21 protein-coding genes are annotated in these 22,459 nt (G+C 46.4%); 17 read left to right on the top strand and 4 right to left on the bottom strand.

Annotated elements, in window-relative coordinates:
- Positions 1 to 40 precede the first annotated feature (40 nt).
- The 16 genes from ispC (at position 41) to QMG91_RS05030 (ending at position 18,122) form a co-directional block, all read left to right on the top strand.
- On the top strand, positions 41 to 1,249 hold the full coding sequence (gene ispC / locus QMG91_RS04955; protein WP_281829230.1) for a 1-deoxy-D-xylulose-5-phosphate reductoisomerase: 1,209 nt from the start codon (positions 41 to 43) through the stop codon (positions 1,247 to 1,249).
- Positions 1,246 to 2,604: a sigma E protease regulator RseP gene (rseP, locus tag QMG91_RS04960; RefSeq protein WP_281829232.1), complete on the top strand. Its 1,359-nt coding sequence runs from the start codon at positions 1,246 to 1,248 to the stop codon at positions 2,602 to 2,604. The genes ispC and rseP overlap by 4 nt, the downstream gene beginning before the upstream one ends.
- A 62-nt stretch (positions 2,605 to 2,666) precedes the next feature.
- Entirely contained in the window at positions 2,667 to 5,093 is a 2,427-nt protein-coding gene (gene bamA / locus QMG91_RS04965) for an outer membrane protein assembly factor BamA (protein WP_281829234.1), read from the top strand.
- 25 nt (positions 5,094 to 5,118) lie between these two features.
- Entirely contained in the window at positions 5,119 to 5,619 is a 501-nt protein-coding gene (locus tag QMG91_RS04970; RefSeq protein WP_022551281.1) for an OmpH/Skp family outer membrane protein, read from the top strand.
- A gap of 3 nt (positions 5,620 to 5,622) precedes the next feature.
- Positions 5,623 to 6,642, top strand: a complete 1,020-nt coding sequence (gene lpxD, locus QMG91_RS04975; RefSeq protein ID WP_281829236.1) for a UDP-3-O-(3-hydroxymyristoyl)glucosamine N-acyltransferase — start codon at positions 5,623 to 5,625, stop codon at positions 6,640 to 6,642.
- Positions 6,643 to 6,752: 110 nt separating this feature from the next.
- The gene (gene fabZ, locus QMG91_RS04980) at positions 6,753 to 7,184 is read left to right on the top strand and encodes a 3-hydroxyacyl-ACP dehydratase FabZ (RefSeq protein WP_173425408.1); all 432 of its coding nucleotides are present in this window, start codon (positions 6,753 to 6,755) and stop codon (positions 7,182 to 7,184) included.
- 1 nt (position 7,185) lies between these two features.
- On the top strand, positions 7,186 to 7,974 hold the full coding sequence (gene lpxA, locus QMG91_RS04985) for an acyl-ACP--UDP-N-acetylglucosamine O-acyltransferase (RefSeq protein WP_281829238.1): 789 nt from the start codon (positions 7,186 to 7,188) through the stop codon (positions 7,972 to 7,974).
- 92 nt (positions 7,975 to 8,066) lie between these two features.
- Positions 8,067 to 9,215 (top strand): lipid-A-disaccharide synthase, encoded by a 1,149-nt coding sequence (gene lpxB / locus QMG91_RS04990; RefSeq protein ID WP_281829240.1) that lies wholly within the window; start codon positions 8,067 to 8,069, stop codon positions 9,213 to 9,215.
- 15 nt (positions 9,216 to 9,230) lie between these two features.
- Positions 9,231 to 9,851, top strand: a complete 621-nt coding sequence (gene rnhB, locus QMG91_RS04995; RefSeq protein WP_281829242.1) for a ribonuclease HII — start codon at positions 9,231 to 9,233, stop codon at positions 9,849 to 9,851.
- An 88-nt stretch (positions 9,852 to 9,939) separates the two neighbouring features.
- On the top strand, positions 9,940 to 13,419 hold the full coding sequence (gene dnaE, locus QMG91_RS05000) for a DNA polymerase III subunit alpha (RefSeq protein WP_281829243.1): 3,480 nt from the start codon (positions 9,940 to 9,942) through the stop codon (positions 13,417 to 13,419).
- Between the two features lie 44 nt (positions 13,420 to 13,463).
- The gene (gene accA, locus QMG91_RS05005) at positions 13,464 to 14,423 is read left to right on the top strand and encodes an acetyl-CoA carboxylase carboxyl transferase subunit alpha (RefSeq protein ID WP_004406923.1); all 960 of its coding nucleotides are present in this window, start codon (positions 13,464 to 13,466) and stop codon (positions 14,421 to 14,423) included.
- Positions 14,424 to 14,485: 62 nt separating this feature from the next.
- Positions 14,486 to 15,802 carry a tRNA lysidine(34) synthetase TilS gene (gene tilS / locus QMG91_RS05010; protein ID WP_281829244.1) on the top strand — a complete coding sequence of 439 codons (1,317 nt, stop codon included), beginning with the start codon at positions 14,486 to 14,488 and terminating at the stop codon, positions 15,800 to 15,802.
- A 58-nt stretch (positions 15,803 to 15,860) separates the two neighbouring features.
- Positions 15,861 to 16,175, top strand: a complete 315-nt coding sequence (locus QMG91_RS05015; RefSeq protein WP_281829245.1) for a c-type cytochrome — start codon at positions 15,861 to 15,863, stop codon at positions 16,173 to 16,175.
- Positions 16,176 to 16,413: 238 nt separating this feature from the next.
- Positions 16,414 to 16,788, top strand: coding sequence for a hypothetical protein (locus tag QMG91_RS05020; protein WP_004406928.1), 375 nt, complete (start codon positions 16,414 to 16,416; stop codon positions 16,786 to 16,788).
- An 88-nt stretch (positions 16,789 to 16,876) separates the two neighbouring features.
- Entirely contained in the window at positions 16,877 to 17,215 is a 339-nt protein-coding gene (gene glnB, locus QMG91_RS05025; protein ID WP_004406929.1) for a nitrogen regulatory protein P-II, read from the top strand.
- A 64-nt stretch (positions 17,216 to 17,279) separates the two neighbouring features.
- A complete protein-coding gene (locus QMG91_RS05030; RefSeq protein ID WP_281829246.1) occupies positions 17,280 to 18,122 on the top strand; it encodes an endonuclease/exonuclease/phosphatase family protein in 843 nt (280 codons plus the stop codon).
- Here QMG91_RS05030 and QMG91_RS05035 read toward each other — a convergent pair.
- The 3 genes from QMG91_RS05035 to gloB all read right to left on the bottom strand — a co-directional run bounded on the left by QMG91_RS05035 (position 18,111) and on the right by gloB (position 21,195).
- A complete protein-coding gene (locus tag QMG91_RS05035) occupies positions 18,111 to 18,794 on the bottom strand; it encodes a YIP1 family protein (protein ID WP_004406932.1) in 684 nt (227 codons plus the stop codon). The genes QMG91_RS05030 and QMG91_RS05035 overlap by 12 nt on opposite strands.
- Entirely contained in the window at positions 18,791 to 20,365 is a 1,575-nt protein-coding gene (locus tag QMG91_RS05040; protein ID WP_022551272.1) for a LysM peptidoglycan-binding domain-containing protein, read from the bottom strand. The genes QMG91_RS05035 and QMG91_RS05040 overlap by 4 nt, the downstream gene beginning before the upstream one ends.
- Positions 20,366 to 20,436: 71 nt before the next feature.
- Positions 20,437 to 21,195 (bottom strand): hydroxyacylglutathione hydrolase, encoded by a 759-nt coding sequence (gene gloB / locus QMG91_RS05045; protein ID WP_022551271.1) that lies wholly within the window; start codon positions 21,193 to 21,195, stop codon positions 20,437 to 20,439.
- Positions 21,196 to 21,234: 39 nt separating this feature from the next.
- Between gloB and QMG91_RS05050 the strand changes: the two genes are divergently transcribed.
- On the top strand, positions 21,235 to 21,972 hold the full coding sequence (locus QMG91_RS05050; protein WP_022598411.1) for a class I SAM-dependent methyltransferase: 738 nt from the start codon (positions 21,235 to 21,237) through the stop codon (positions 21,970 to 21,972).
- On the opposite strand, the gene rnhA is transcribed toward QMG91_RS05050, so the two are convergent.
- The gene (gene rnhA, locus QMG91_RS05055) at positions 21,969 to 22,433 is read right to left on the bottom strand and encodes a ribonuclease HI (protein ID WP_022551269.1); all 465 of its coding nucleotides are present in this window, start codon (positions 22,431 to 22,433) and stop codon (positions 21,969 to 21,971) included. The two genes, QMG91_RS05050 and rnhA, sit on opposite strands and share 4 nt — an antisense overlap.
- Positions 22,434 to 22,459: the final 26 nt, after the last annotated feature.

Here is a 22,459-nt window from a genome sequence, read left to right on the forward strand (position 1 = left end):
GGAAACTTGCCTTTTCAGGTTCTGTATAACGGTCTTCACAATGCAAAATTTAACCATTCTTGGAGCGACGGGGTCTATTGGTGCCAGCACCTTAAAGGTGGTAACCCAAAACCCAGAAAAATTTAATGTGTTCGCTCTGGCTGCAGGCAGTAACGTTGCCAAAATGCAGGCTTTGTGTGAGCAATGGAATCCGGTCTATGCGGTAATGGCGGATGAAAAAGCTGCTGTTGATCTAAGAGAGTCTCTCAGAAATTCAGGTAGCAACGTAACGGTTTTAGCGGGAAATGAAGGCTTATGTGCTGTCACCTCCATGGATGAAGTGGATACAGTAATGGCTGCTATTGTCGGAGCAGCAGGGCTTATTCCTACTATGTCTGCGGTTCAGGCGGGTAAGCGTGTACTTCTGGCAAACAAAGAAGCGCTCGTTATGTCTGGGCAGCTCTTTGTGGATGCGGTTAAAAAATACGGTGCACAGCTTCTACCTGTAGACAGCGAACACAATGCCATTTTCCAATGCTTGCCTGAATCCATTCAAACCCAACCCGGGCACTGCGACCTGAATGAGGCTGGAGTCTCTTCGATTCTTCTTACCGGTTCCGGTGGTCCTTTTCGTTATTCGGATGTGTCTGTACTCAAAGATGTAACGCCAGAACAAGCCATCGCACACCCTAATTGGTCGATGGGACCTAAGATTTCTGTCGACTCTGCCACCATGATGAATAAAGGGCTTGAGTACATTGAGGCTCGCTGGTTGTTCAATACGCGCCGTGAACAACTTCAAGTGGTTATTCATCCGCAATCTGTCATCCATTCCATGGTGCAGTATTGTGATGGTTCTGTTTTGGCACAAATGGGTGAGCCGGACATGGCGACACCCATCGCATATTCCATGTCTTACCCCGAAAGAATAACGGCAGGTGTCAAACCGTTGGATTTTACCAAAGTGGGTGAACTGACGTTTTTAGAACCAGATTTCGATCGTTATCCTTGCCTTAAGCTTGCTATTGAAGCTTGTTACACAGGACAACACGCAACAACAGGACTGAATGCAGCAAATGAAATTGCTGTGGAAGCATTTTTAAATAATCAAATCCGGTTTACAGATATTGCAGCCATCAATGAACAGGTTTTGTCCAAGCTGTGTGGTCAACAGCAAAACCTTGAGGTTGATTGCTTGGAAAGCTTATTAGAGCTGGATAGAATGGCGCGTATTCTTGCGCATGAACATGTAGGTAAGCGAACAATATGACAGGTATTTTGTGGAACTTAGTATCGTTTATTGTTGCACTGGGTGTACTGGTGGCGGTACATGAGTACGGTCACTTTTGGGTAGCGCGCCGTTGCGGTGTGAAAGTACACAAGTTTTCAATTGGCTTTGGTAAATCTATTTGGAACAAAGTCGGTAAAGACGGCACCGAATACAGCATTTCTATGATCCCTCTCGGTGGATATGTCAAGATGCTGGATAGTCGTGTCGATACTGTTTCAGAAGAAGAAAAAAATCAGGCATTTGACCGTAAATCACTTTGGCAGCGAAGCGCTATTGTGGCAGCAGGTCCGGTATTTAACTTCGCCTTTGCGCTTTTTGCCTACTGGCTTGTGTTTATCATGGGTGTTCAGGCAATTAAGCCTGTTATCGGTGAGGTCACACCCAATTCCATCGTTGCTGAAGCGGGAATTGAACCGGGAATGGAACTAAAGTCTGTTGCTGGAATCAAAACCGCTGATTGGGAATCTGTCAACATGCAGCTTATCGCTCACATTGGTGACGATGAGATGACCATGGCTGTAAAACCTGAAGGCGGCATAGGTGTTGAACGAGTATTCAAGCTAGATTTACGTGATTGGCAATTTAACCCAGAGACAGAATCGCCAATGACAACCTTGGGTTTCAGACCTTACCGTCCGGAAACCACCACTAAGATTGCCCATGTTGGTGAAGGTGGTGCGGCGGAAAAAGCTGGCTTTGAAGTGGGTGACCAGCTTATTGCAATCAATGGTGCCCCTGTGAATGAATGGCAACAAATGGTTAAAGCCATTCAGGATAACCCAGAGCAAGCCATTACAATCTCCGTAGAGCGTGAAGGTCTGACAAGGGAATTACAGCTTATTCCTGACTCAAGAACAGATAAGCAGGGCATTACTAAAGGGTTTGCTGGTATTGCACCAGAGATTGGTGAGTGGCCACAAGATTACAAGTTCGATTTGCAATATGGCGTTGTTGAGTCAGTTGGTAAAGCAGTTGAAAAAACCGGGCAGGTCATTTCTCTGACCTTTAGCTTGCTGAAGAAGCTGGTTGTCGGTGATGTTGGGATAGAAAACCTTAGCGGCCCGATTTCAATTGCAAAAGGTGCGGGCACCACTGCTGACTATGGATTGGTGTATTTCCTAGGTTTCCTGGCTTTGATCAGTATTAACCTGGGTATCATCAACTTAATGCCACTGCCTATTCTTGATGGCGGTCATTTGTTGTTCTTTGCAGTTGAAGCTGTGATCAGAAGACCAGTACCAGAAAAGATTCAAGAAGTCGGTTATAAATTGGGCGGAGCTATTATCTTCTCCCTTATGATAGTCGCATTGTTTAACGATTTTACTCGCCTTTGATATCACCTGATTGGTAGAAGATGGCAACGAATAAGAAGTAGCAAGGAATAATCAGAATAGATATGGCGATCAAGCATTTATTGCTCACCTCTCTGTTGCTCACGAGCACAGTGGTGAATGGTGCAGAAAAATTTGTCGTAGAAGACATCAAGATTGAAGGCTTGCAACGTGTCGCGTTGGGAGCTGCACTCCTCAAAATGCCTATTCGTATTGGTGATTCGGTTGATCAGCAAGATGTGGCAAAGATCATCAAATCCTTATATGACTCCGGCAACTATGAAGATGTCAGAGTGCTTAGAGATAACAACGTACTTGTCATTGAAGTGAAAGAGCGTCCAACCATTGCGAACATCTCTTTCTCAGGAAACAAGGCGATTAAAGAAGAGCAGCTTACTCAAAACCTCGATGCTTCAGGTATCCGAATTGGTGAAGCTCTTGATCGTACAACGCTGAGCAATATTGAAAAAGGTCTGGAAGATTTTTACTACAGCGTGGGGAAGTACAATGCTGAAGTCAAAGCGGTCGTTACTCCTCTTCCACGTAATCGGTCTGATTTAAAGTTTGTATTTACTGAAGGTGTTTCTGCCAAAATTCAGCAAATTAACTTCATTGGTAACTCTGTATTTTCAGATGATGACCTTCGCTCTCGCTTTAACTTACGTGTAGACGTGCCTTGGTGGAATTTCCTGGCGAATGAAAAGTATCAGAAGCAAGTACTGGCTGGGGATCTCGAAGCACTAAGAACTTACTATCTCAACCAAGGTTACTTGAAGTTTCAGGTATCCGACACTCAGGTCTCAATCTCTCCGGACAAGAAAGGTGTGTACATCACTCTAACTCTGGATGAAGGTGAACCCTATTCGGTTGAGTCGGTTAAATTCCGTGGTGAGTTGATCGACAAGGAAGAAGAATTCAACAAGATGGTGCCGTTTGCTTCTGGTGATACTTACGATGGCAGTGCGGTGACATCCTTGGAAGAGAATGTAAAGCGTGTTCTGGGTGAATCCGGTTACGCATACCCTCAGGTTCGTACGATTCCAGAATTTGACGATGAGAATAGAAAAGTTTCTCTAGTCGTCAATGTCGAAGCAGGTAAGCGTATTTACGTGCGTGACATTCGCTTTACTGGCAATAATTCCACTCGTGATGAAGTTCTTCGTCGTGAAATGCGTCAGATGGAAGGTTCATGGCTAAACTCAAAAGCCATTGACACAGGTAAGAGTCGATTAAACCGACTTGGCTTTTTCGAAACAGTCGACGTGCAGACGGTTCGTGTTCCGGGCACTGAAGACCAGGTGGATCTGGTCTATAACGTCAAAGAAGCCAACTCCGGTAGTATCAACTTTGGTGTGGGGTATGGTACGGAATCTGGTGTGAGCTTCCAGGTGGGTTTGCAGCAAGATAACTTTATCGGAAGTGGTAACCGCGTAGGTATCAACGCTTCAACAAACAAATTCCGTAAAAATGTAAGCCTGGAATATCGTGATCCGTACTGGAATCTTGATGGTGTCAGCCTGGGAGGAAAAGTATTCTACAACCAGTTTGAAGCATCAGAAGCTGGCATTGTTGACTATACCAACGAAAGTTACGGTACACGTCTGACATGGGGTTTCCCGTTTGATGAGTTGAATTTCTTCGAAATTGGTGCAGGTTATACGCACAACCGAATTTCTAATTTGGATGAGTACGTGCAGATTGAGAAATTTCTTCAAGCGCAAGAAGACAACCTAGACAAAAACGACCGAAGCTTGAAAGTTAACGACTTTGATTTGTCACTGTCCTGGACGAGAAACAACCTGAACCGTGGTTTCTTCCCTACAGCAGGTAATCACCAGCGTGCTTTCTATAAAATGACAGTGCCAGGGTCAGATGTTCAGTATTTCAAACTGCAATACGATGTAAGACAGTACATCCCTCTGACAAAGAAACATGAATTTACCTTACTATTGCGTGGACGTTTAGGCTACGGAAACGGTTATGGTAAGAATGGTGACAACGACAACCTGTTCCCATTCTACGAGAACTTTTACGCTGGTGGTTTCAGCACTTTGCGTGGATTCCGCTCCAACAGTGCGGGTCCAAAGGCGGTGTACAACGAGAATCACATAGGCGGGAACAATTCCCAGTACACGGTGACCGATGATTCAGTCGGTGGTAACGCCATTGCCCTGGCCAGCATGGAGTTGATTTTCCCGACTCCATTTGCATCTGATGAAGCGCGCAGCCAAATCCGAACCAGTGCATTCATTGATGCAGCTAGCGTCTGGGATACAGAATTCAACTACTTGGATCCTGAATCAGGAGTAAGCTCTGGTGGTCAGTACTACTACGATTACTCTGATCCAACCAACTACCGAATGTCTGCAGGTGTTGCCCTGCAATGGATGTCGCCTATGGGACCTCTGGTTTTCTCGTTGGCGAAACCTATCAAACAGTTTGAAGGGGACAAAGACGAAGTCTTTACCTTTACAATTGGTCGAACTTTCTAAAACTTAGGAGAGAATTTTGAAAACAATGTTAAAAGCAGCAGGACTTAGCCTTGCCATTCTAGGCACATCTTTTTTTGCCAATGCAGCAGAGGCAGCACAAAAAGTAGGTTATGTGAATACTGCGCAAATTTTCCAGGCTCTCCCGCAACGTGAAGCAGTTCTTCAAAAGCTTCAGGCAGAGTTTAAAGACCAAAATGCCGAGCTTCAGGCTTTAGAAGCAAAGATCAAGACCAAGGTTGAACAAGGTCGTCGTGATGGCGAGCTGCTTGGTGAAGACGGGGTGCGCAAGCTTCAGATTGAGATTGGTCAGCTTCAGGCTGAGTACAAAATCAAAGCGCAGTCACTAGAGCAGACTGGTCAGAAACGTGAAGCGCAAGAAAGACAAAAATTGCTTAAGCTTATTCAAGACACAGTAGCAAAAGTAGCTGAGAAAGAAGGTTTTGACGTAGTTATTGACGCGACATCTTTGCAATACGCGAAACCTGAGCTAAACCTGTCTAAAAAAGTAATCGAACAACTTAAATAAACTATGACAACATTAACCCTTGCAGAAGTTGCGAACATTGCAGGTGGTGAGCTCCACGGAGACGGCGCGGTAGTCGTCTCTGAATTTGCTGCCATGGAAAAGGCTGGTAAAGGTCAGCTGACTTTCCTATCTAACCCTAAATTCAAAAAGAATCTGGAATCTTGCCAGGCGGATGCTGTGCTTGTCAGAGAACCTGATCTGGACGCGTGTCATGGCAATGCGATTGTCGTTGATGACCCTTATGTCGCCTACGCTCGTATTGCACAGGCTCTGGACACAACACCAGCACCAGCAGAGGGCATTGCAAGCTCCGCGGTGATTGACGCTTCTGCGACTCTTGGTAAAAACGTTTCAATTGGTGCGAATGCTGTTATCGAATCCGGTGCCATTCTGGGTGATAACGTGGTTATCGGCGCAGGTTGCTTTGTTGGTAAACAATCGCAGATTGGAGCAAGTACCAAGCTATGGTCTAACGTCAGTGTTTATCATGGTGTGACTATTGGTGAAAGTTGCCTGATTCAAGCTAATGCCGTAATTGGTTCAGATGGCTTTGGTAATGCGAACGAAAAAGGCGAGTGGGTAAAAATCCCTCAGGTTGGTGGTGTTTGTATTGGCAATCGAGTAGAGATCGGAGCATGCACCACCATTGACCGTGGTACACTGGACGATACGGTTATTGAAGATAACGTTGTTCTAGATAACCAGATTCAGATAGCGCACAATGTTCACATTGGCTACGGAACTGCAATGGCAGGCGCTGTCATCGTTGCAGGCAGCACGCACATTGGCAAATATTGTCAGTTTGGCGGTGGCGCGGTAGTCAATGGACACATCACAATTACCGACCAGGTTTTTGTTACTGGTATGGCGATGGTTATGAGAGACATCGAAGAAAAAGGTGTGTACTCCTCCGGTGTGCCAGTGCAACCAAACAAAGAATGGCGTAAAATGGTGCCACGTGTACACAAGATTGCAGAGCTAGACAGAAGACTCAAATCTGTTGAAAAAGAACTCAAATCCTGACACGAAGCGTTTAACTTTAAGCCTGCGACTATGCAGGCTTTCATTCGTTTGCTAACGAATAGAATTTAAAAAATTATAGGAATATGACTTTGACTACTGAAAAGAAAACGATGGATATCACGGAGATTCAAACACTTCTTCCACATCGCTACCCTTTCTTGATGATTGATCGTGTTACTGACTACGAAGAAGGCAAGCGCCTTGTCGGTCTGAAAAATGTGTCAGTGAACGAACCTCAATTTACAGGTCATTTCCCACAACTTCCGGTTTTCCCTGGCGTACTGATCCTTGAAGCTATGGCGCAGGCAACAGGTCTATTGGCGTTCAAAACCTTTGGCGCACCTGCTGAAAACGAGCTTTACTACTTCGCAAGTGTCGATGGCGCTAAGTTCCGTGCCCCCGTTATGCCAGGCGATCAGTTGATTATTGAAGTCGAATTTTTGAAAGAACGTCGTGGTATCGCAGCGTTCAACGGTACAGCAACAGTGGACGGCAAGGTAGTGTGTTCTGCTGAACTAAAATGTGCTCGTCGAGAGTTTTAATATGATTCATGAATCTGTTTCCATCCATCCAAGTGCCGTAATCGAAGGCAATGTTCGCATTGGTGCTGGTACAACGGTTGGACCTTTTACGTACATTTCTGGCGATATCGAGATCGGAGAAAACAACGAGATCATGTCTCATGTTGTGATCAAAGGTCCTACTGTTATCGGCAATGAAAACAGAATTTTCCCTTACGCCATTGTGGGCGAAGAGTGCCAGGATAAGAAATACAGCGGTGAAGACACGCGTCTTATCGTCGGTGACCGCAATATCATTCGCGAAAGTGTTCAAATGCACCGAGGTACGGTACAGGACAAAGGGGAAACCCGAGTCGGTAGTGACAACCTTTTCTGTGTTAATGCCCACATCGCACACGATTGTGTGGTTGGTGATAACGTAATTCTTGGCAACAACGCGACGCTAGCAGGTCACGTAACCGTTGAAGACTATGTCATTCTTACTGCGTTGTCTCCAGTACATCAGTTCTGTACGTTAGGGGCGCACTGCTTTGTCGGTGGTGGTTCAATTGTGGTTCAAGACGTGCCGCCATTTGTCATGGCACAAGGTAACCACTGTAAGCCGTTTGGCATCAACATCGAAGGTTTGAAACGTCGTGGTTTTGAAAAGAAAGAAATCCACGCGATTCGCCGGGCTTATAAAGCCTTATACCGTAACGGTCTCACTCTCGAAGAAGCCAAAACAGAGATTGCGAAAGAAGCCGATGAATACGCGGTGGTTCAGCAGTTCCTAGACTTCTTAGGTAATACTCAGCGTGGCATCATTCGCTAGACTTGTTATTCCGTTTATTGATTGAAAAGATCGCTGATTTCAGCGATCTTTTTGTATTTTCAACACATTGAAATTCAACATTGAGGTTGGTGATGAGCTTAAATGAAGCGCCATTGAGAGTAGGAATTGTTGCAGGTGAATTATCAGGTGACACTTTAGGCGCTGGGCTAATGCAAGCCATCAAACAACAATACCCAAATGCCGAATTTGTTGGTATTGGTGGCCCGAAAATGAATGCACTGGGCTGCGAATCCTTGTTTGAAATGGAAGAGCTGGCTGTCATGGGGCTGGTGGAAGTGCTTGGGCGTTTGCCTCGCTTGCTGAAAGTCAAAGCTGAACTGGTGAAGCACTTTACCCAAAACCCACCAGACGTATTTGTAGGTATTGATGCGCCTGACTTCAACCTCCGTCTTGAATTGAGTTTGAAGAATGCAGGTATTAAAACCGTTCATTATGTCAGCCCATCAGTATGGGCGTGGCGCCCTAAGCGAATATTCAAAATCGACAAAGCGACGGATTTGGTGCTCGCATTCCTACCCTTTGAGAAAGCTTTCTACGACAAGTACAACGTCGCCTGTGAGTTTGTTGGTCATACACTTGCCGACTCCATTCCTCTTGAACCTAATAAAGCAGAAGCTCGTGAGCTTCTGAATCTTGAACAGGACAAAAAATGGCTTGCCGTTCTTCCAGGTAGCCGAGGCGGTGAAGTCGGCTTGATTGCGGAACCTTTTATCGAGACCTGTAAGCGACTAAATCAGAAGTACCCAGATGTGGGATTTGTTGTTGCTGCGGTAAACGAAAAGCGTCGCGACCAGTTTGAACAAATCTGGAAGGAACAAGCACCTGAGCTCGATTTCACTATCGTTCAGGATACCGCAAGAAACGTCATTACCGCGTCTGATGCTGTGCTTTTGGCGTCAGGTACAGTGACTCTGGAGTGCATGCTATTAAAGCGTCCTATGGTCGTTGGGTATAAGGTAAATCGTCTGACAGGCTGGATTGTGCAAAAACTGGCGATTACCGAGTTTGTGTCTCTCCCAAACATTCTGGCAGGTAAAGAATTGGTGAAAGAATTTATCCTGGACGAATGCCACCCTGATTTTCTTTACCCTGAAATTGAAAAAGCGCTACTTGGAGACAATCAGGCGCTAATCGAAGAGTTTACCGAAATGCATCACTGGATTAAGAAAGATGCCGATAAGCAGGCTGCTAAAGCTGTTTTGAATTTAATCGGAAAGTAACAATAAGAATCTGTTATGGCAAAAAAAGAACAAATAGAATTCCCTCCTTTTGAATACCCAGAAGGTTACCAGTTGTTTGCTGGTGTGGATGAAGTAGGGCGCGGACCTTTGGTTGGAGATGTAGTGACAGCAGCAGTCATATTGGACCCCGCTAATCCAATCGAAGGGCTGACGGATTCAAAAAAACTGTCGGAAAAAAAGCGCCTCGCATTGTTTCCAGAGATCCAGGAAAAAGCTCTGGCGTGGGCAGTAGGGCGTTGCTCGCCTGACGAAATTGATGAACTGAATATACTTCAGGCAACCATGGTTGCTATGCAGCGTGCGATTGCCGGGCTGAAAATCCAGCCAGATTTTGCTCTGATTGATGGTAACCGTGTTCCTGAACTGCCTATGGCAGGGCAAGCGGTAGTCAAAGGTGATCTCAGAGTGGCTGAAATCAGTGCCGCCTCAATTATTGCCAAAGTTGTGCGAGATGCGGAAATGGACGAACTGGACAAAAAGCATCCGGAGTTTGGTTTTGCCAACCATAAAGGTTATCCGACCAAGGCACACTTCGAAGCAATTGAAAAACATGGTGTGATATCTGAACACCGAAAAAGTTTTAAGCCTGTAAAACGCGCTCTTGGGATCGAGTAGCTTCTCTTGCCACTGGATTTAAGTATCATAGAACGTCATTAGGTCGCGAGACCCTAGAAGAATTAACCATACATTCAGGATCACTTTGATGTCTGACCCGAAATTTATACACCTACGCGTTCACAGTGACTTTTCCATGGTCGACGGGTTGTCAAAAGTCCCGCCTATCGTAAAGAAGGTCGCTGAATACGGCATGCCAGCGATGGCACTGACCGATTTCACCAACTTATGTGGTTTGGTGAAGTTCTACAATACGGCGCATGGCTGTGGGGTAAAACCCATTATCGGAGCAGACTTTACGATGCAGTCGGAAGAGTTTGGCGACGAATTGACTAAGCTCACCGTATTGGCATCGGACAATACCGGTTATAAAAACCTTACCTTGCTCATTTCTGAAGCCTATCAACGAGGACATGTTCAGCATCAGCCTGTTATCGATAAAGCATGGTTAGCCCAGTACAGCGAGGGATTGATCATCTTATCCGGTGGTCGTGTGGGTGAAGTAGGGCGTGCGCTTCTCAAAGGCAATCAAGCCTTAGTGTCTGAATGTGTCGAGTTCTACAAAACTCATTTTCCAGATCGCTTTTATTTGGAACTAACCCGAACAGGTCGTGCCGATGAAGAAAGCTATCTGCACTTCGCACTGGAGCTGGCAGATAAAGCAGAGTTGCCAGTCGTTGCAACCAACGACGTAGTCTTTATTACTGAAGATCAGTTCGATGCTCATGAAATCCGGGTTGCCATCCACGATGGTTTTACGCTTGAAGATCCCCGTCGACCAAAAAACTACAGCCCGCAGCAATATCTTCGAACTGAAGATGAAATGTGTGAGCTGTTTTCAGATATTCCAGAAGCATTGGAAAACAGTGTCGAGATCGCCAAGCGCTGTAATGTCACCGTGCGCCTTGGGGAATACTTCCTTCCTAACTTCCCAACCGAAGGTCTGGCGATTGAAGATTTCCTGATCAAGAAATCCAAAGAAGGGCTTGAGCGTCGACTTGCGTTCTTATTTCCAGATGAAGAAGAGCGAGCGAAACGTCGCCCAGAGTACGATGAACGTTTAGATATTGAACTGGAAGTAGTTAACAACATGGGATTCCCAGGCTACTTCCTGATCGTAATGGAGTTCATCCAGTGGTCAAAAGATAACGATGTACCAGTAGGTCCCGGTCGTGGTTCTGGTGCAGGCTCACTGGTGGCTTATGCACTGGACATCACCGACCTTGATCCATTGGAATACGATCTACTATTCGAACGATTCCTAAACCCTGAACGTGTTTCCATGCCCGATTTCGATATCGATTTCTGTATGGATAAGCGAGATCAGGTGATCGATCACGTAGCCGAAATGTACGGGCGTGATGCGGTATCTCAGATCATCACCTTCGGTACCATGGCGGCAAAAGCGGTAATCCGAGACGTAGGTCGAGTGCTAGGGCACCCTTATGGCTTTGTTGACCGCATTTCAAAACTGGTACCGCCTGATCCGGGTATGACGCTAGAGAAAGCGTTTGCAGCCGAACCTCAGCTTCCTGAAATCTACGAAGCGGATGAAGAAGTTAAAGAGCTGATCGATATGTGCCGTGTGCTGGAAGGGTGTACACGAAACGCCGGTAAGCACGCGGGTGGTGTTGTAATCTCACCCACAACCATTACTGACTTTGCGCCTATTTACTGTGATGCAGAAGGTAATTTCCCGGTTACTCAGTTTGACAAGAACGATGTAGAAACCGCGGGCTTGGTAAAGTTTGACTTCCTGGGTTTACGTACATTAACCATCATCGACTGGGCGTTGGGTCTGATTAACCCACGCTTAGAAAAAGTTGGCAAAGAGAAGGTACGCATTGAGTCCATTCCACTTGATGACCAAGCCTCTTTTAATCTGCTGCAAAACTCTGAAACAACTGCGGTATTCCAGCTTGAATCCCGAGGGATGAAGGAACTGATCAAACGCCTTCAGCCGGACTGTTTTGAAGACATCATCGCACTGGTAGCCCTGTTCCGTCCTGGTCCACTTCAATCAGGCATGGTAGATAACTTTATCGACCGTAAGCACGGGCGTGAAGCCATTTCCTACCCGGATGAAACCTGGCAGCATGAGTCGCTCAAAGATACGTTGGAGCCGACCTACGGCATCATCCTGTATCAGGAGCAGGTAATGCAAATTGCGCAGATCCTAGCCGGTTATACGCTGGGTGGTGCAGATATGCTTCGTCGTGCGATGGGTAAGAAAAAGCCCGAAGAGATGGCGAAGCAACGTGCCGTATTCGAAGAAGGTGCCGTGAAGAACGGCGTTGATGGCGAATTGGCGATGAAGATCTTTGACCTGGTAGAAAAATTCGCAGGTTACGGCTTCAACAAATCTCACTCAGCTGCATACGCACTGGTTTCCTACCAAACACTTTGGCTTAAAACTCATTACCCGGCGGAATTCATGGCGGCAGTAATGACTGCTGATATGGATAACACCGAAAAAGTAGTCGGGCTGGTGGACGAATGTTTCCGCATGAAGCTTAAAGTGCTGCCACCAGATATCAACTCGGGTTTGTATCGCTTTAATGTCGATGATACCGGTGCCATTGTTTATGGTATCGGTGCTATTAAAGGTGTGGGTGAAGGTCCAATCGAGAACATCATCGCAGCACGTGAAGAAGGTGGATACTTCAAAGATCTTTTCGACTTCTGTGCTCGGATCGACCTTAAGAAAGTCAACAAAAGGGTTATCGAAAAACTCATCTACGCAGGTGCACTAGATCGCTTGGGTCCACACCGAGCCGCGATGATGGCATCCCTTGACGACGCTGTAAAAGCGGCGAGTCAGCATCATCAGGCTGAATCATTTGGACAGGTGGACATGTTTGGTGTTCTCACCGATGCTCCAGAGGACGTAGAGACAAAATACACCCAAGTTCCAGCGTGGCCGGAAAAGGTATGGCTGGAAGGGGAGCGTGAAACACTCGGGCTCTATTTGACTGGGCACCCAATAAATACCTACATCAAGGAACTTGGTAAGTACACCAGTTGTCGATTAAAAGACGCTCAGCCAACAAGACGAGATCAATCCGTCACAGTAGCGGGTTTAGTGATTGCTGCCAGGGTGATGACCACCAAGCGTGGTACTCGCATTGGTATTATGACACTGGATGACCGTTCCGGGCGTATGGAAGTGATGTTGTTCTCAGATGCGCTCGAAAGATATGCAGAACTGCTTGAAAAAGATAAAATTTTGGTGGTTTCTGGACAGGTCAGCTTTGATGACTTCAATGGTGGCCTTAAAATGTCCGCGCGCGAGGTCATGGATCTCGGAAATGCGCGTGAAAAATACGCTCGTGGTTTGTCCGTTTCTATACAAGAACAACAAATTGATGAACATTTCTTTGAGCGCTTCAATCAAATATTGGAGCCTCATCGAGCGGGAACAGTGCCAGTTAATGTATATTATCAGCGCAGCGATGCGCGGGCGCGAATAGCACTGGGCGCCGAATGGCGAGTAACGCCAACCGATACATTACTTGACGATTTAAAGCAGCTACTTGGCCAGGGCCAAGTAGAACTCGAATTTAACTAATTCAGTTGTCAAACAGATGACAGCTGACCAACAAGGATTCATAGATGAGCCTGAATTTTCTTGAATTTGAAAAGCCTATCGCTGAACTGGAAGCAAAAATTGAAGCATTGCGCGACGTTTCTCGTCACGGCGGGGATGCTTCTGTTGATCTGGATAAAGAGATCAAACAGCTTGAAGACAAAAGCCTGGAACTGAAAAAGAAAATCTTCAGTGATCTGGGGGCATGGCAGGTGGCTCAGCTTGCAAGGCACCCACAGCGTCCATACACGTTGGACTACGTTGAACACGTATTTACAGAGTTTGATGAACTGGCCGGTGACCGCACTTATGCTGACGACAAAGCAATTGTTGGCGGTATTGCGCGTCTTGAAGGTCGCCCGGTGATGATCATCGGTCATCAGAAAGGTCGCGAGACGAAAGAAAAAGTGATTCGTAACTTTGGTATGCCAAAGCCGGAAGGTTACCGCAAGGCGCTTCGCCTAATGGAAACGGCTGAGCGCTTCAACATGCCAATCATTACGTTTATCGACACAGCAGGTGCATACCCAGGTGTTGGTGCTGAAGAGCGCGGTCAGTCTGAAGCAATCGCAAAAAACCTGAAAGTGATGTCTGGTCTTAAAGTGCCAGTTATCTGTAACGTTGTCGGCGAAGGCGGTTCAGGTGGTGCACTGGCAATTGGCGTGGGTGACTACGTGAACATGCTTCAGTACTCAACTTACTCGGTGATCTCACCTGAGGGCTGTGCGTCTATCCTGTGGCGTGACTCTGATAAAGCACCACAAGCAGCAGAGGCGATGGGTTTGATTGCTCCTCGTCTTAAAGAACTGAAGTTGATCGATGAAATCATCGATGAGCCTCTGGGTGGCGCACACCGCGACAAGATTCAAATGGCAGAAAACATGAAAGCAACACTGGTTCGTCAGTTAGAAGAACTGGAACAGCTTGACCATGAAACTCTGCTTGAGCGCCGTTTCCAGCGCCTGATGAGCTACGGTTACTGCTAAGCGAGTCATTTAGATATAGAATAAAGCGAGCATTTAGCTCGCTTTTTTATTTTGGAACTCCCGTGCTAGAAACCGAATTTAACCGCCAAATTCATCAACATATTCAACCATCAGGAAAGATCGTACTTGCTTTGAGTGGTGGGCTGGACTCTAGAGTTCTGTTGGAACTGTTGGCAAGGTTCAAGAGAGACCACCCCAACAGTGATGTCAAAGCGGTCTATGTCCATCATGGTTTGAGTGCCAATGCCGACCAATGGGAAAACAACTGCAAAGAGTGGTGTGCGCAGTCTCAAGTGCCCTTTTCCTGTGAACGTGTTTCCTTAGATACTCAAAGCTCTGAAAGCCTCGAAGAGCTTGCCCGAGACGCTCGTTATCAGGTACTAGAAAAGCACATAGATGAAGGTGATGTCCTACTAACAGGGCAGCACTTGAGCGACCAAAGCGAAACCTTTCTCTTAGCCCTGAAAAGAGGCAGCGGTCCGAAAGGTTTAGCAAGTATGGCACAATCGGCTCCGTTTGGGCGCGGAACACTTTTGCGACCTCTGTTTAATGTGCCCCGTCATTCCATCGAGCGTTTTGCTCTAGATAACAAGCTCAAATGGAATCACGATGAAAGTAACGAAGACACTCAATTTGACCGTAATTTTCTCCGCCATAAAGTCATTCCACTACTCACTGAACGCTGGTCTGGTTTTGAAAAAGCGGTCCAGCGGAGCTCGACCTTGTGCGCCGAACAACAACTTTTGCTGGAAGAACTTCTTGAAAGTAAGTTGAATGAAGCGATAACGAAAGACGCGGGAATTTCCATTCCATATCTGGCTGAGCAAAGCCACCTTGCGCGGGCTCAACTTATCCGGATGTGGCTTGAGCGACAGAACGCAAAGATGCCATCGCGCAAGCAGCTTCAGCTTGTCTGGGATGAGGTTGCCTGCAGTCAGAGAGATGCCAATCCCAATCTGAAGCTGTCGTCTGGTGAAGTTCGCAGGCATGATGACAAACTGTATTTGGTGTCACCTCAGAGAGACCTCTCCGACTGGTCACACATTCTCGACGTCAACCAGCCTCTTATCTTGCCTGATGGGCTTGGTCATTTGACTTTAAAGAACACCGACCTGAATCCTCAAGGCTTACTTTTACGGGCGCCATTACAAAGCGAAAAGGTCACTGTGCATTTCTGTCCTCAGGGGCTCAGCGCTAAGCCTGTTGGAAGGAATGGAAGTCGTAAGCTTAAGAAGCTGTTTCAGGAATACGGAGTGCCCAGCTGGAAGCGTAGGCAGATGCCCATTGTGATGTATGACGACCACATCGCTGCCGTTGCCGATCTATTTGTTACACAAAGGTTTTGTGCTCCAGATTGTGAGCTCGTTTGGGTTCACTAATCCAAATTTGTGCCACAATCGTAGAAAAATAAAACCCTAATAACAACATGGTGAAGCAATGAAAAATGTAGCAATAGGTTGCGCGCTTAGCGCCGCAATCCTGAGCGGTGGTGCCTACGCCGCTGGAGATGTAAATGCAGGCAAAGCGAAAGCTGCGGTTTGTGCAGCGTGTCACGGAGCTGATGGCATTGCCCTTATCGACGGTTATCCGAATTTGAAAGGACAAAACAAGAAATACATTGTCACTTCTTTGAAAGCGTATAAGGCGAATCAGCGCACCGGCGGTTTGGCTGCCGTAATGTCAGCTCAGGCAATGGCGCTCAGTGATCAGGATATGGAAAACCTTGCTGCTTACTATTCGAGCTTGAAGTGAAACTCGACATTATTAATGTGATCTTATGCCCAGTCTTGGATTCAGGACTGGGCATTTTCATTCTTATTAATAAAAGAAAAGGTATAACTGATAAGAAGGAGTAAAGCAGAGGTATTGTTCTGCAATCCTATTGTAAGGGGCTCAATTCAGTCTAAACTTTGAATTGGGATGGTATCAAACTAAATGGATATTAAAGGTTACTATCGAACGACAATAACGGACAACAAGGAGTGTTGCCATGAATTTAGATTCGTCACACCGCAAGCGCTTTTCATCTGAACGCATTGTTGCGCTTATTCTCATCGGCTACCTAGCTTTCCACTCACCGATATTGATTCAAGCTCTTTCTCAAACTGTACTTAAACTGATCCCTGCAACGATTATGGCTCTGACTTACATCAGTGGTTTACTGGCTGTCGCGGGTCTTTGGCGTCAAAGAACCTGGGGGTATTTGCCCGTGCTATTCTTTATTCCGGCGCTTACTTTGTTTTCTGGCGTATTGTCTTTTGACGGGAATGGAATACTTTTCAAAGACTTCATTCTAATGATGGCGAACATTGGTGTATTTCTGTTTGCAGCATGGGGATTAATGCAAAAAATGAATGCCGCTTGATTCGATTACGCAGTTTTAGCTGGCGTATCTTGATGTTACATAGCGATGCAGTAATAATATCTACAAACGAATACGTGAAGGGAAGACAATGAAAAAAATTGAAGCAATCATCAAGCCGTTCAAATTGGATGATGTACGTGAAGCGCTTGCAGAAGTCGGGATTACAGGTATGACTGTATCTGAAGTGAAAGGCTTTGGTCGTCAGAAAGGTCATACAGAACTGTACCGCGGTGCAGAGTACATGGTCGATTTCCTACCGAAGGTAAAGCTTGAGATTGTTGTTTCGGAAGACGTTGCTGACCAGTGCGTGGATACTATTATTGAAACCGCTCAAACAGGTAAAATCGGCGACGGAAAAATCTTCATCACGGATGTTGAGCGTGTAGTACGTATTCGTACTGGAGAAGAAGACGAAGACGCGATTTAAAGTCATCGCTTTAGTTTGAGAATAAAGAAATGGAGCCTCGGCTCCATTTTTGTTGGAGTCAGAGATGAAAAAAACGGTATTAGGCGCTGGATTGGTTGCAGCATTCATCATGGTTGCCCATTGGTCTCTGTTTTCTGTTCCTGAAAAGCCTGTGTTGATTTCACTTGATTCTGCTATTCAGAGAACAGATGAAGTTTGCTACCAAACGGAATCGTCTGAGTCGATAGACCAGAACGGTTCACTCAATCTGTTAGTCTGGAACATCTATAAGCAAAACCGTGATAGCTGGTCTGAAGAACTCAGTGCTTTATCTGAAAGTGCTCAGCTGGTCATGCTTCAGGAAGTTAGCTTGAATCCTACCTTTCTAGATTGGCTGACGGAACATTCGTGGGCAAGCAATCAGGTCAGTGCCTTTAAGCTTTTTGAAACCAGCGCTGGTGTTCTTAATCTGGCTCCTCATTTCCCCTTGCAGGCTTGTGCTTACACTCAGATTGAACCTTGGTTAAGATTACCCAAGTCTGCGCTTTACGCGACGTACGCGCTTTCTAACGGTCAGACATTGGCGACAGTGAACATTCACGCAGTTAACTTCACCATTGGAACCAAAGAGTTTGAGGCACAAATAGATGCGCTTAAGTCTGCCGTGGAGTCACATCAGGGACCAATCATCATTGCTGGGGATTTTAATACCTGGAGTGAAGAACGAACTCAGGAATTGAAAAAGCGTGTGGAATTGCTTGGATTGAAAGAAGCCCGTTTCTCCCCAGATCAGAGGACTGAGTTTGTGACCGGATGGCCTCTGGACCATGTTTTTTATCGAGATTTGAATTTCAAAAGTGCAAAGGCACCGCTATCCGGTGCCTCTGATCATAGTCCTATGTGGGTGGAGTTTTCACTAGTTAAATAGTGCGAGACCCACAAGCATTGAATAAAACAGTAACCAGGGCAGGATGGCGATAGCCAGCGCTTGTCCTTTTTCGAACTCAGTCCACGCGCCTAATGCAGCGTAGCCAAGCACAATGTACCAGGGAAGCAGCAAAGGGAAGGAACTGGTAAAGAAATACCAACTATGATCGGGTGAAAGTTTGATTAACCCGTTCAGGCTATTCAGATCCGCTGCGTAACTGACAATCTGCCCATGATTAACTAGCAGGCTAATGTAGCTGGCTAAATCGCCTAGCACGGCAGGAAACAGCATCACACAGCTTGCCGCGACCCATTTCCAGTAACCCATCTTATATTGGCTTTGCTTCGTCGCGAGCGTAAACCAGAACCCCAACAATAAAACCGCAAAGATACGCCCTGCCACATCCAGAATCACTTCGCCAGCCAGCAAGGTATTACTGTTGATGAGTGCCTGCTGGTCTTCAGGAATCGTCATAGTGGCGATCAATTGTGATTTAAGCCACTCAAAATCAACCACATCAAAGTATGCCCCCCAAAACAGGAAAGGGCTGATCAACAATACGATGAAGGGCTGCCAGCCCCAGATGCCTTTTTGGTACAGAGCAGCAAAACATTGTGTTGGAGAACGGAAAATGTCCACCAACATGATCAATGAGTTTTTAGAAGGGGTCATGCACTTACCTTAGTCACGTCAACATACAACTTTAGTTTCTGACCTGGTTGTAGGTATTTTGATTTATTCAAATCGTTCCACTTAACAATATCGCCTGTTTTCACTTTGAACTTAGAAGCGATGCCACTGATGGTGTCACCTGAACGCACTTTATAGAACACAGGGCGAATGATGGCACCGTCCGAAGAGTCTTTCCAAATAACCAGCTTTTGCCCGATTCGCAAGGTATCGCGTGGTCCCATGCCATTCCATTTTGCGAGCGATTTGTGGGAGACCTTATGCTTCTTGGCAATAGACCACAGGCTATCCCCCGACGCTACGGTATGGTTAAGCTTGTATTTTCCACGGGTACGGGACTGAGTTTTAGCCAGGCGGTTGTCAGCGCTCAGAGCGTAAATGCTGTCATCTTTGGTTGATGTAGGGATCATCAGGTTTTGACCAACCCAAATGCTGGTGCTTTTTAGCTCGTTGGCAGCCTGAATCACCTTGGTTGTGGTGTTGTATTTTTTCGCCAGTACGCTCAAGGTGTCACCGGATTTCACCTGATGACGAACCAGCTTCATGCCATTCCCACGGTTTTCCATTACCCGCTTATTAAACTGTTCCACCTTTTCCAGAGGAAGCAGAAGGTGATGGGGACCATCTGGGGCTGTCGCCCACTGATTGTATGCGGGGTTGTAGCTCTGCAGCTCTGAAACGCTTAAACCTGCGTACTTTGCAGCAATCGCTAAGTCTAACTGTTCTTTCGGGTTAACTTGCGCAAGAACAGGCTGGTTAGCAATCGCAGGAATATTAATGCCATATTTCTCCTGGTTAGCAACGATATCCGCCAGAGCTAACAATTTAGGTACATAACCACTGGTTTCCTTTGGCAGAGACAAAGAGAAGAAGTCGATAGGCTTGTTGGCTTTCTTGTTTTTACGAATCGCACTGGAAACGCGTCCACCGCCGCTGTTATAGGCTGCGATGGCATGGTTCCAGTTACCATCAAAACGTCGGTTCAGGCTTTCCAGATAATCGAGAGCGGCATCCGTTGAGGCAGTAACATCGCGTCTGCCGTCGTACCAGTAGTTCTGTTCCAGACCGAACATCTTTCCGGTGCCAGGAACGAATTGCCAGAGACCTGCGGCACTGCCATGAGAATAGGCAAATGGGTCAAATGAACTTTCGACGACAGGAAGTAGTGCGAGCTCCAGAGGCAAGCCACGTTTTTCAATCTTTTCAGTAATTAAGAAGAGGAAAGGCTCGGCACGTTTCGCAACTGTCTGTAAATGGCGCGGGTGTTTTAAATACCAGGTACGATAGTAGTCTACTTTCTTGTGATCTGGGATTGGCATCTCAAGCTGCATCGCAATACGCTGCCAAACATCAAGCTGACTTTGAGGCGTCACTTCCGGAATTTCTTTGACCGTTTTTGTGTCCGTTGATTGGGTTTTTGACGGTTTTGAAGGGGTCGTAACCTGAGTGTTTTTCTGGTTAGTTTCCGGTTGTGTTTTATTGGGTGTTTCCGACGACGTTAACTGACACCCTGTCAGAAATAACGCCAACACCCAACTGTGCTTTAGTCTCATTGATGCAGCCTTTTAATTAAATGGCTGCTGATAATACTTGTCTCCCTATCCAGGTGACAAGCATCAAATCGTTAAAATTCGTTCTTCCACTCACGAAGGGCAGAAAACACTGCAAGCGGTGACCTATCCTGAGTGCGGTGAGAGACGGCTTTGATCACACTTTCTTCCTGACAACGGAGGAACGGGTTAATCCATTTCTCTTGTCTTAATGTGGTCGGAATAGTGGGTTGGTTTTGGGCACGAAGGCGATTAACTTCGTCGCGATACTCTTGCAATTGAGGATTATCTGGTTCCACTGCAAGAGCAAAAGCCACATTTGATGACGTGTATTCATGGGCGCAGTAAACCTCCGTTTCCTGAGCCAATGCGGATAGTTTGTTAAGGGATTCAAACATTTGAGCGAATGTCCCTTCAAACACCCTGCCGCAGCCTGCTGCGAACAGAACGTCACCACAAAACACTTTGCCATCGCCGACATAGCCAATATGACCTAAAGTATGACCAGGCAGCGACAAAACAAGAAAGGTCTCACCGAAGAGCTCTATCTGGTCACCATCGTCTACCGGAGTGGTAAGGGTAGGGATGGGTTCGCTCGAAGGTCCGACTACTTTGCAGTCTGGGAAGGCACGGATCAGGTCTGAAACACCACCAATATGGTCATTATGATGATGGGTAATCAGAATCGCTTCCAACTGCAATCCATGTGATTGGATATACTCCATAACGGGAGCAGCATCACCCGGATCGACAACGGCACAACGCTGATCGCTATTTTGAATGAGCCAGATGTAATTGTCGTTGAATGCAGGTATGCTTTTGATGGTTAACATATTTGGAACTCCAGTCCCCAGATATTTAGACGGATTATTATGAAGCCAGCTCGTACATCACGCAAACTTGAACAGCCACATTCTTGGGAACAACTCAAAAATGGTCAGTGGGTCTCTGAATCTATCCAAATGCGACTGGATGAATGGTGCCCGAAACTGTTTGGCTATCATATGCTCAAATTGGGCGGGCTGAGTTGCGAACTGAGCAGCACCAACTGCAATATTCAGCATCAGGTCTTGCTGGATATTGAAAACCCGCTGCACAACGTGATTGCTGATGCCTACGACCTCCCTTTTTTAGAAAAAAGTTTCGATGCGGTGTTGATGGCGCATCAGCTCGACTACTGTAATGACCCACATCGCCTGTTAAGGGAAATTGACCGCGTGATGATTGATGACGGGTATTTGATTGTCACAGGCTTTAATCCCATTAGCGCAATCGGGCTTTCAAGCCTTATGCCCTGGCGTAAAAATAACCTTCCCTGGAGTGGAAGAATGTTCACGCCGAATCGAATTCGTGACTGGTTAGGTGTACTGAATTATCAGGTCGTGCATTCAGACAGTTATGCGCTACTGCCATTCGGGAAGTACCGCACATTATGGACTTGGATGGAAAATTCGATGGGAGACTGGGTTAGCCCGTTAGGCAGTTTGTACTTCATTGTTGCGCGAAAACGCACTTACCCACTGAAACCGATCAAACCCCATTGGCGACTGAAGAGAAACCTATCGCCAATTGGAGTGAATTATAGAGTGTCTTCGGATCGCCAGAATTAGCTTGGCTGGTAACCGGTATCTTCTTCGGTAGGCGCTTCTGCCGCCGTCCGTGCGAGTTCGTCGCAGATTTCGTTCTCTCTGTGTCCTGCGTGCCCTTTCACCCAGTGCCATTCAATTTCATGGCGTTCTGTCTCTTTGTCCAACGCTTGCCATAAATCGGCGTTTTTCACCGGCTTTTTATCTGCGGTTTTCCAGCCACGTTTTTTCCAGTTATGGATCCACTGAGTAATGCCTTGTCTTACGTATTGGCTGTCGGTGGTCAAAATGACGTGGCAAGGTTCTTTCAGTGTACTCAGGGCGACAACAGCTGCCATCATTTCCATTCGGTTATTGGTTGTCAGCTGGTAGCCTTTAGACAGGTACTTCTCGTTTTCTTTGTACCTGAGTACGATTCCGTATCCACCCGGACCTGGATTGCCTAGACAGGAACCGTCCGTGAAAACTTCAACTTGTTTCGCCATGATTTGATACTATTGGTTGTTATTGC

The sequence above is a fragment of the Vibrio nigripulchritudo genome, assembly GCF_027924785.1.
GTDB lineage: Bacteria > Pseudomonadota > Gammaproteobacteria > Enterobacterales > Vibrionaceae > Vibrio > Vibrio nigripulchritudo.

Bases quoted from the DNA above. Each gene is read 5' to 3' on its own strand.
- ispC (WP_281829230.1), top strand. From the start codon at position 41: ATGCAAAATTTAACCATTCTTGGAGCGACGGGGTCTATTGGTGCCAGC.
- rseP (WP_281829232.1), top strand. From the start codon at position 1,246: ATGACAGGTATTTTGTGGAACTTAGTATCGTTTATTGTTGCACTGGGT.
- bamA (WP_281829234.1), top strand. From the start codon at position 2,667: ATGGCGATCAAGCATTTATTGCTCACCTCTCTGTTGCTCACGAGCACA.
- QMG91_RS04970 (WP_022551281.1), top strand. From the start codon at position 5,119: ATGTTAAAAGCAGCAGGACTTAGCCTTGCCATTCTAGGCACATCTTTT.
- lpxD (WP_281829236.1), top strand. From the start codon at position 5,623: ATGACAACATTAACCCTTGCAGAAGTTGCGAACATTGCAGGTGGTGAG.
- fabZ (WP_173425408.1), top strand. From the start codon at position 6,753: ATGGATATCACGGAGATTCAAACACTTCTTCCACATCGCTACCCTTTC.
- lpxA (WP_281829238.1), top strand. From the start codon at position 7,186: ATGATTCATGAATCTGTTTCCATCCATCCAAGTGCCGTAATCGAAGGC.
- lpxB (WP_281829240.1), top strand. From the start codon at position 8,067: ATGAGCTTAAATGAAGCGCCATTGAGAGTAGGAATTGTTGCAGGTGAA.
- rnhB (WP_281829242.1), top strand. From the start codon at position 9,231: ATGGCAAAAAAAGAACAAATAGAATTCCCTCCTTTTGAATACCCAGAA.
- dnaE (WP_281829243.1), top strand. From the start codon at position 9,940: ATGTCTGACCCGAAATTTATACACCTACGCGTTCACAGTGACTTTTCC.
- accA (WP_004406923.1), top strand. From the start codon at position 13,464: ATGAGCCTGAATTTTCTTGAATTTGAAAAGCCTATCGCTGAACTGGAA.
- QMG91_RS05015 (WP_281829245.1), top strand. From the start codon at position 15,861: ATGAAAAATGTAGCAATAGGTTGCGCGCTTAGCGCCGCAATCCTGAGC.
- QMG91_RS05020 (WP_004406928.1), top strand. From the start codon at position 16,414: ATGAATTTAGATTCGTCACACCGCAAGCGCTTTTCATCTGAACGCATT.
- glnB (WP_004406929.1), top strand. From the start codon at position 16,877: ATGAAAAAAATTGAAGCAATCATCAAGCCGTTCAAATTGGATGATGTA.
- QMG91_RS05030 (WP_281829246.1), top strand. From the start codon at position 17,280: ATGAAAAAAACGGTATTAGGCGCTGGATTGGTTGCAGCATTCATCATG.
- QMG91_RS05035 (WP_004406932.1), bottom strand. From the start codon at position 18,794: ATGACCCCTTCTAAAAACTCATTGATCATGTTGGTGGACATTTTCCGT.
- QMG91_RS05040 (WP_022551272.1), bottom strand. From the start codon at position 20,365: ATGAGACTAAAGCACAGTTGGGTGTTGGCGTTATTTCTGACAGGGTGT.
- gloB (WP_022551271.1), bottom strand. From the start codon at position 21,195: ATGTTAACCATCAAAAGCATACCTGCATTCAACGACAATTACATCTGG.
- QMG91_RS05050 (WP_022598411.1), top strand. From the start codon at position 21,235: ATGAAGCCAGCTCGTACATCACGCAAACTTGAACAGCCACATTCTTGG.
- rnhA (WP_022551269.1), bottom strand. From the start codon at position 22,433: ATGGCGAAACAAGTTGAAGTTTTCACGGACGGTTCCTGTCTAGGCAAT.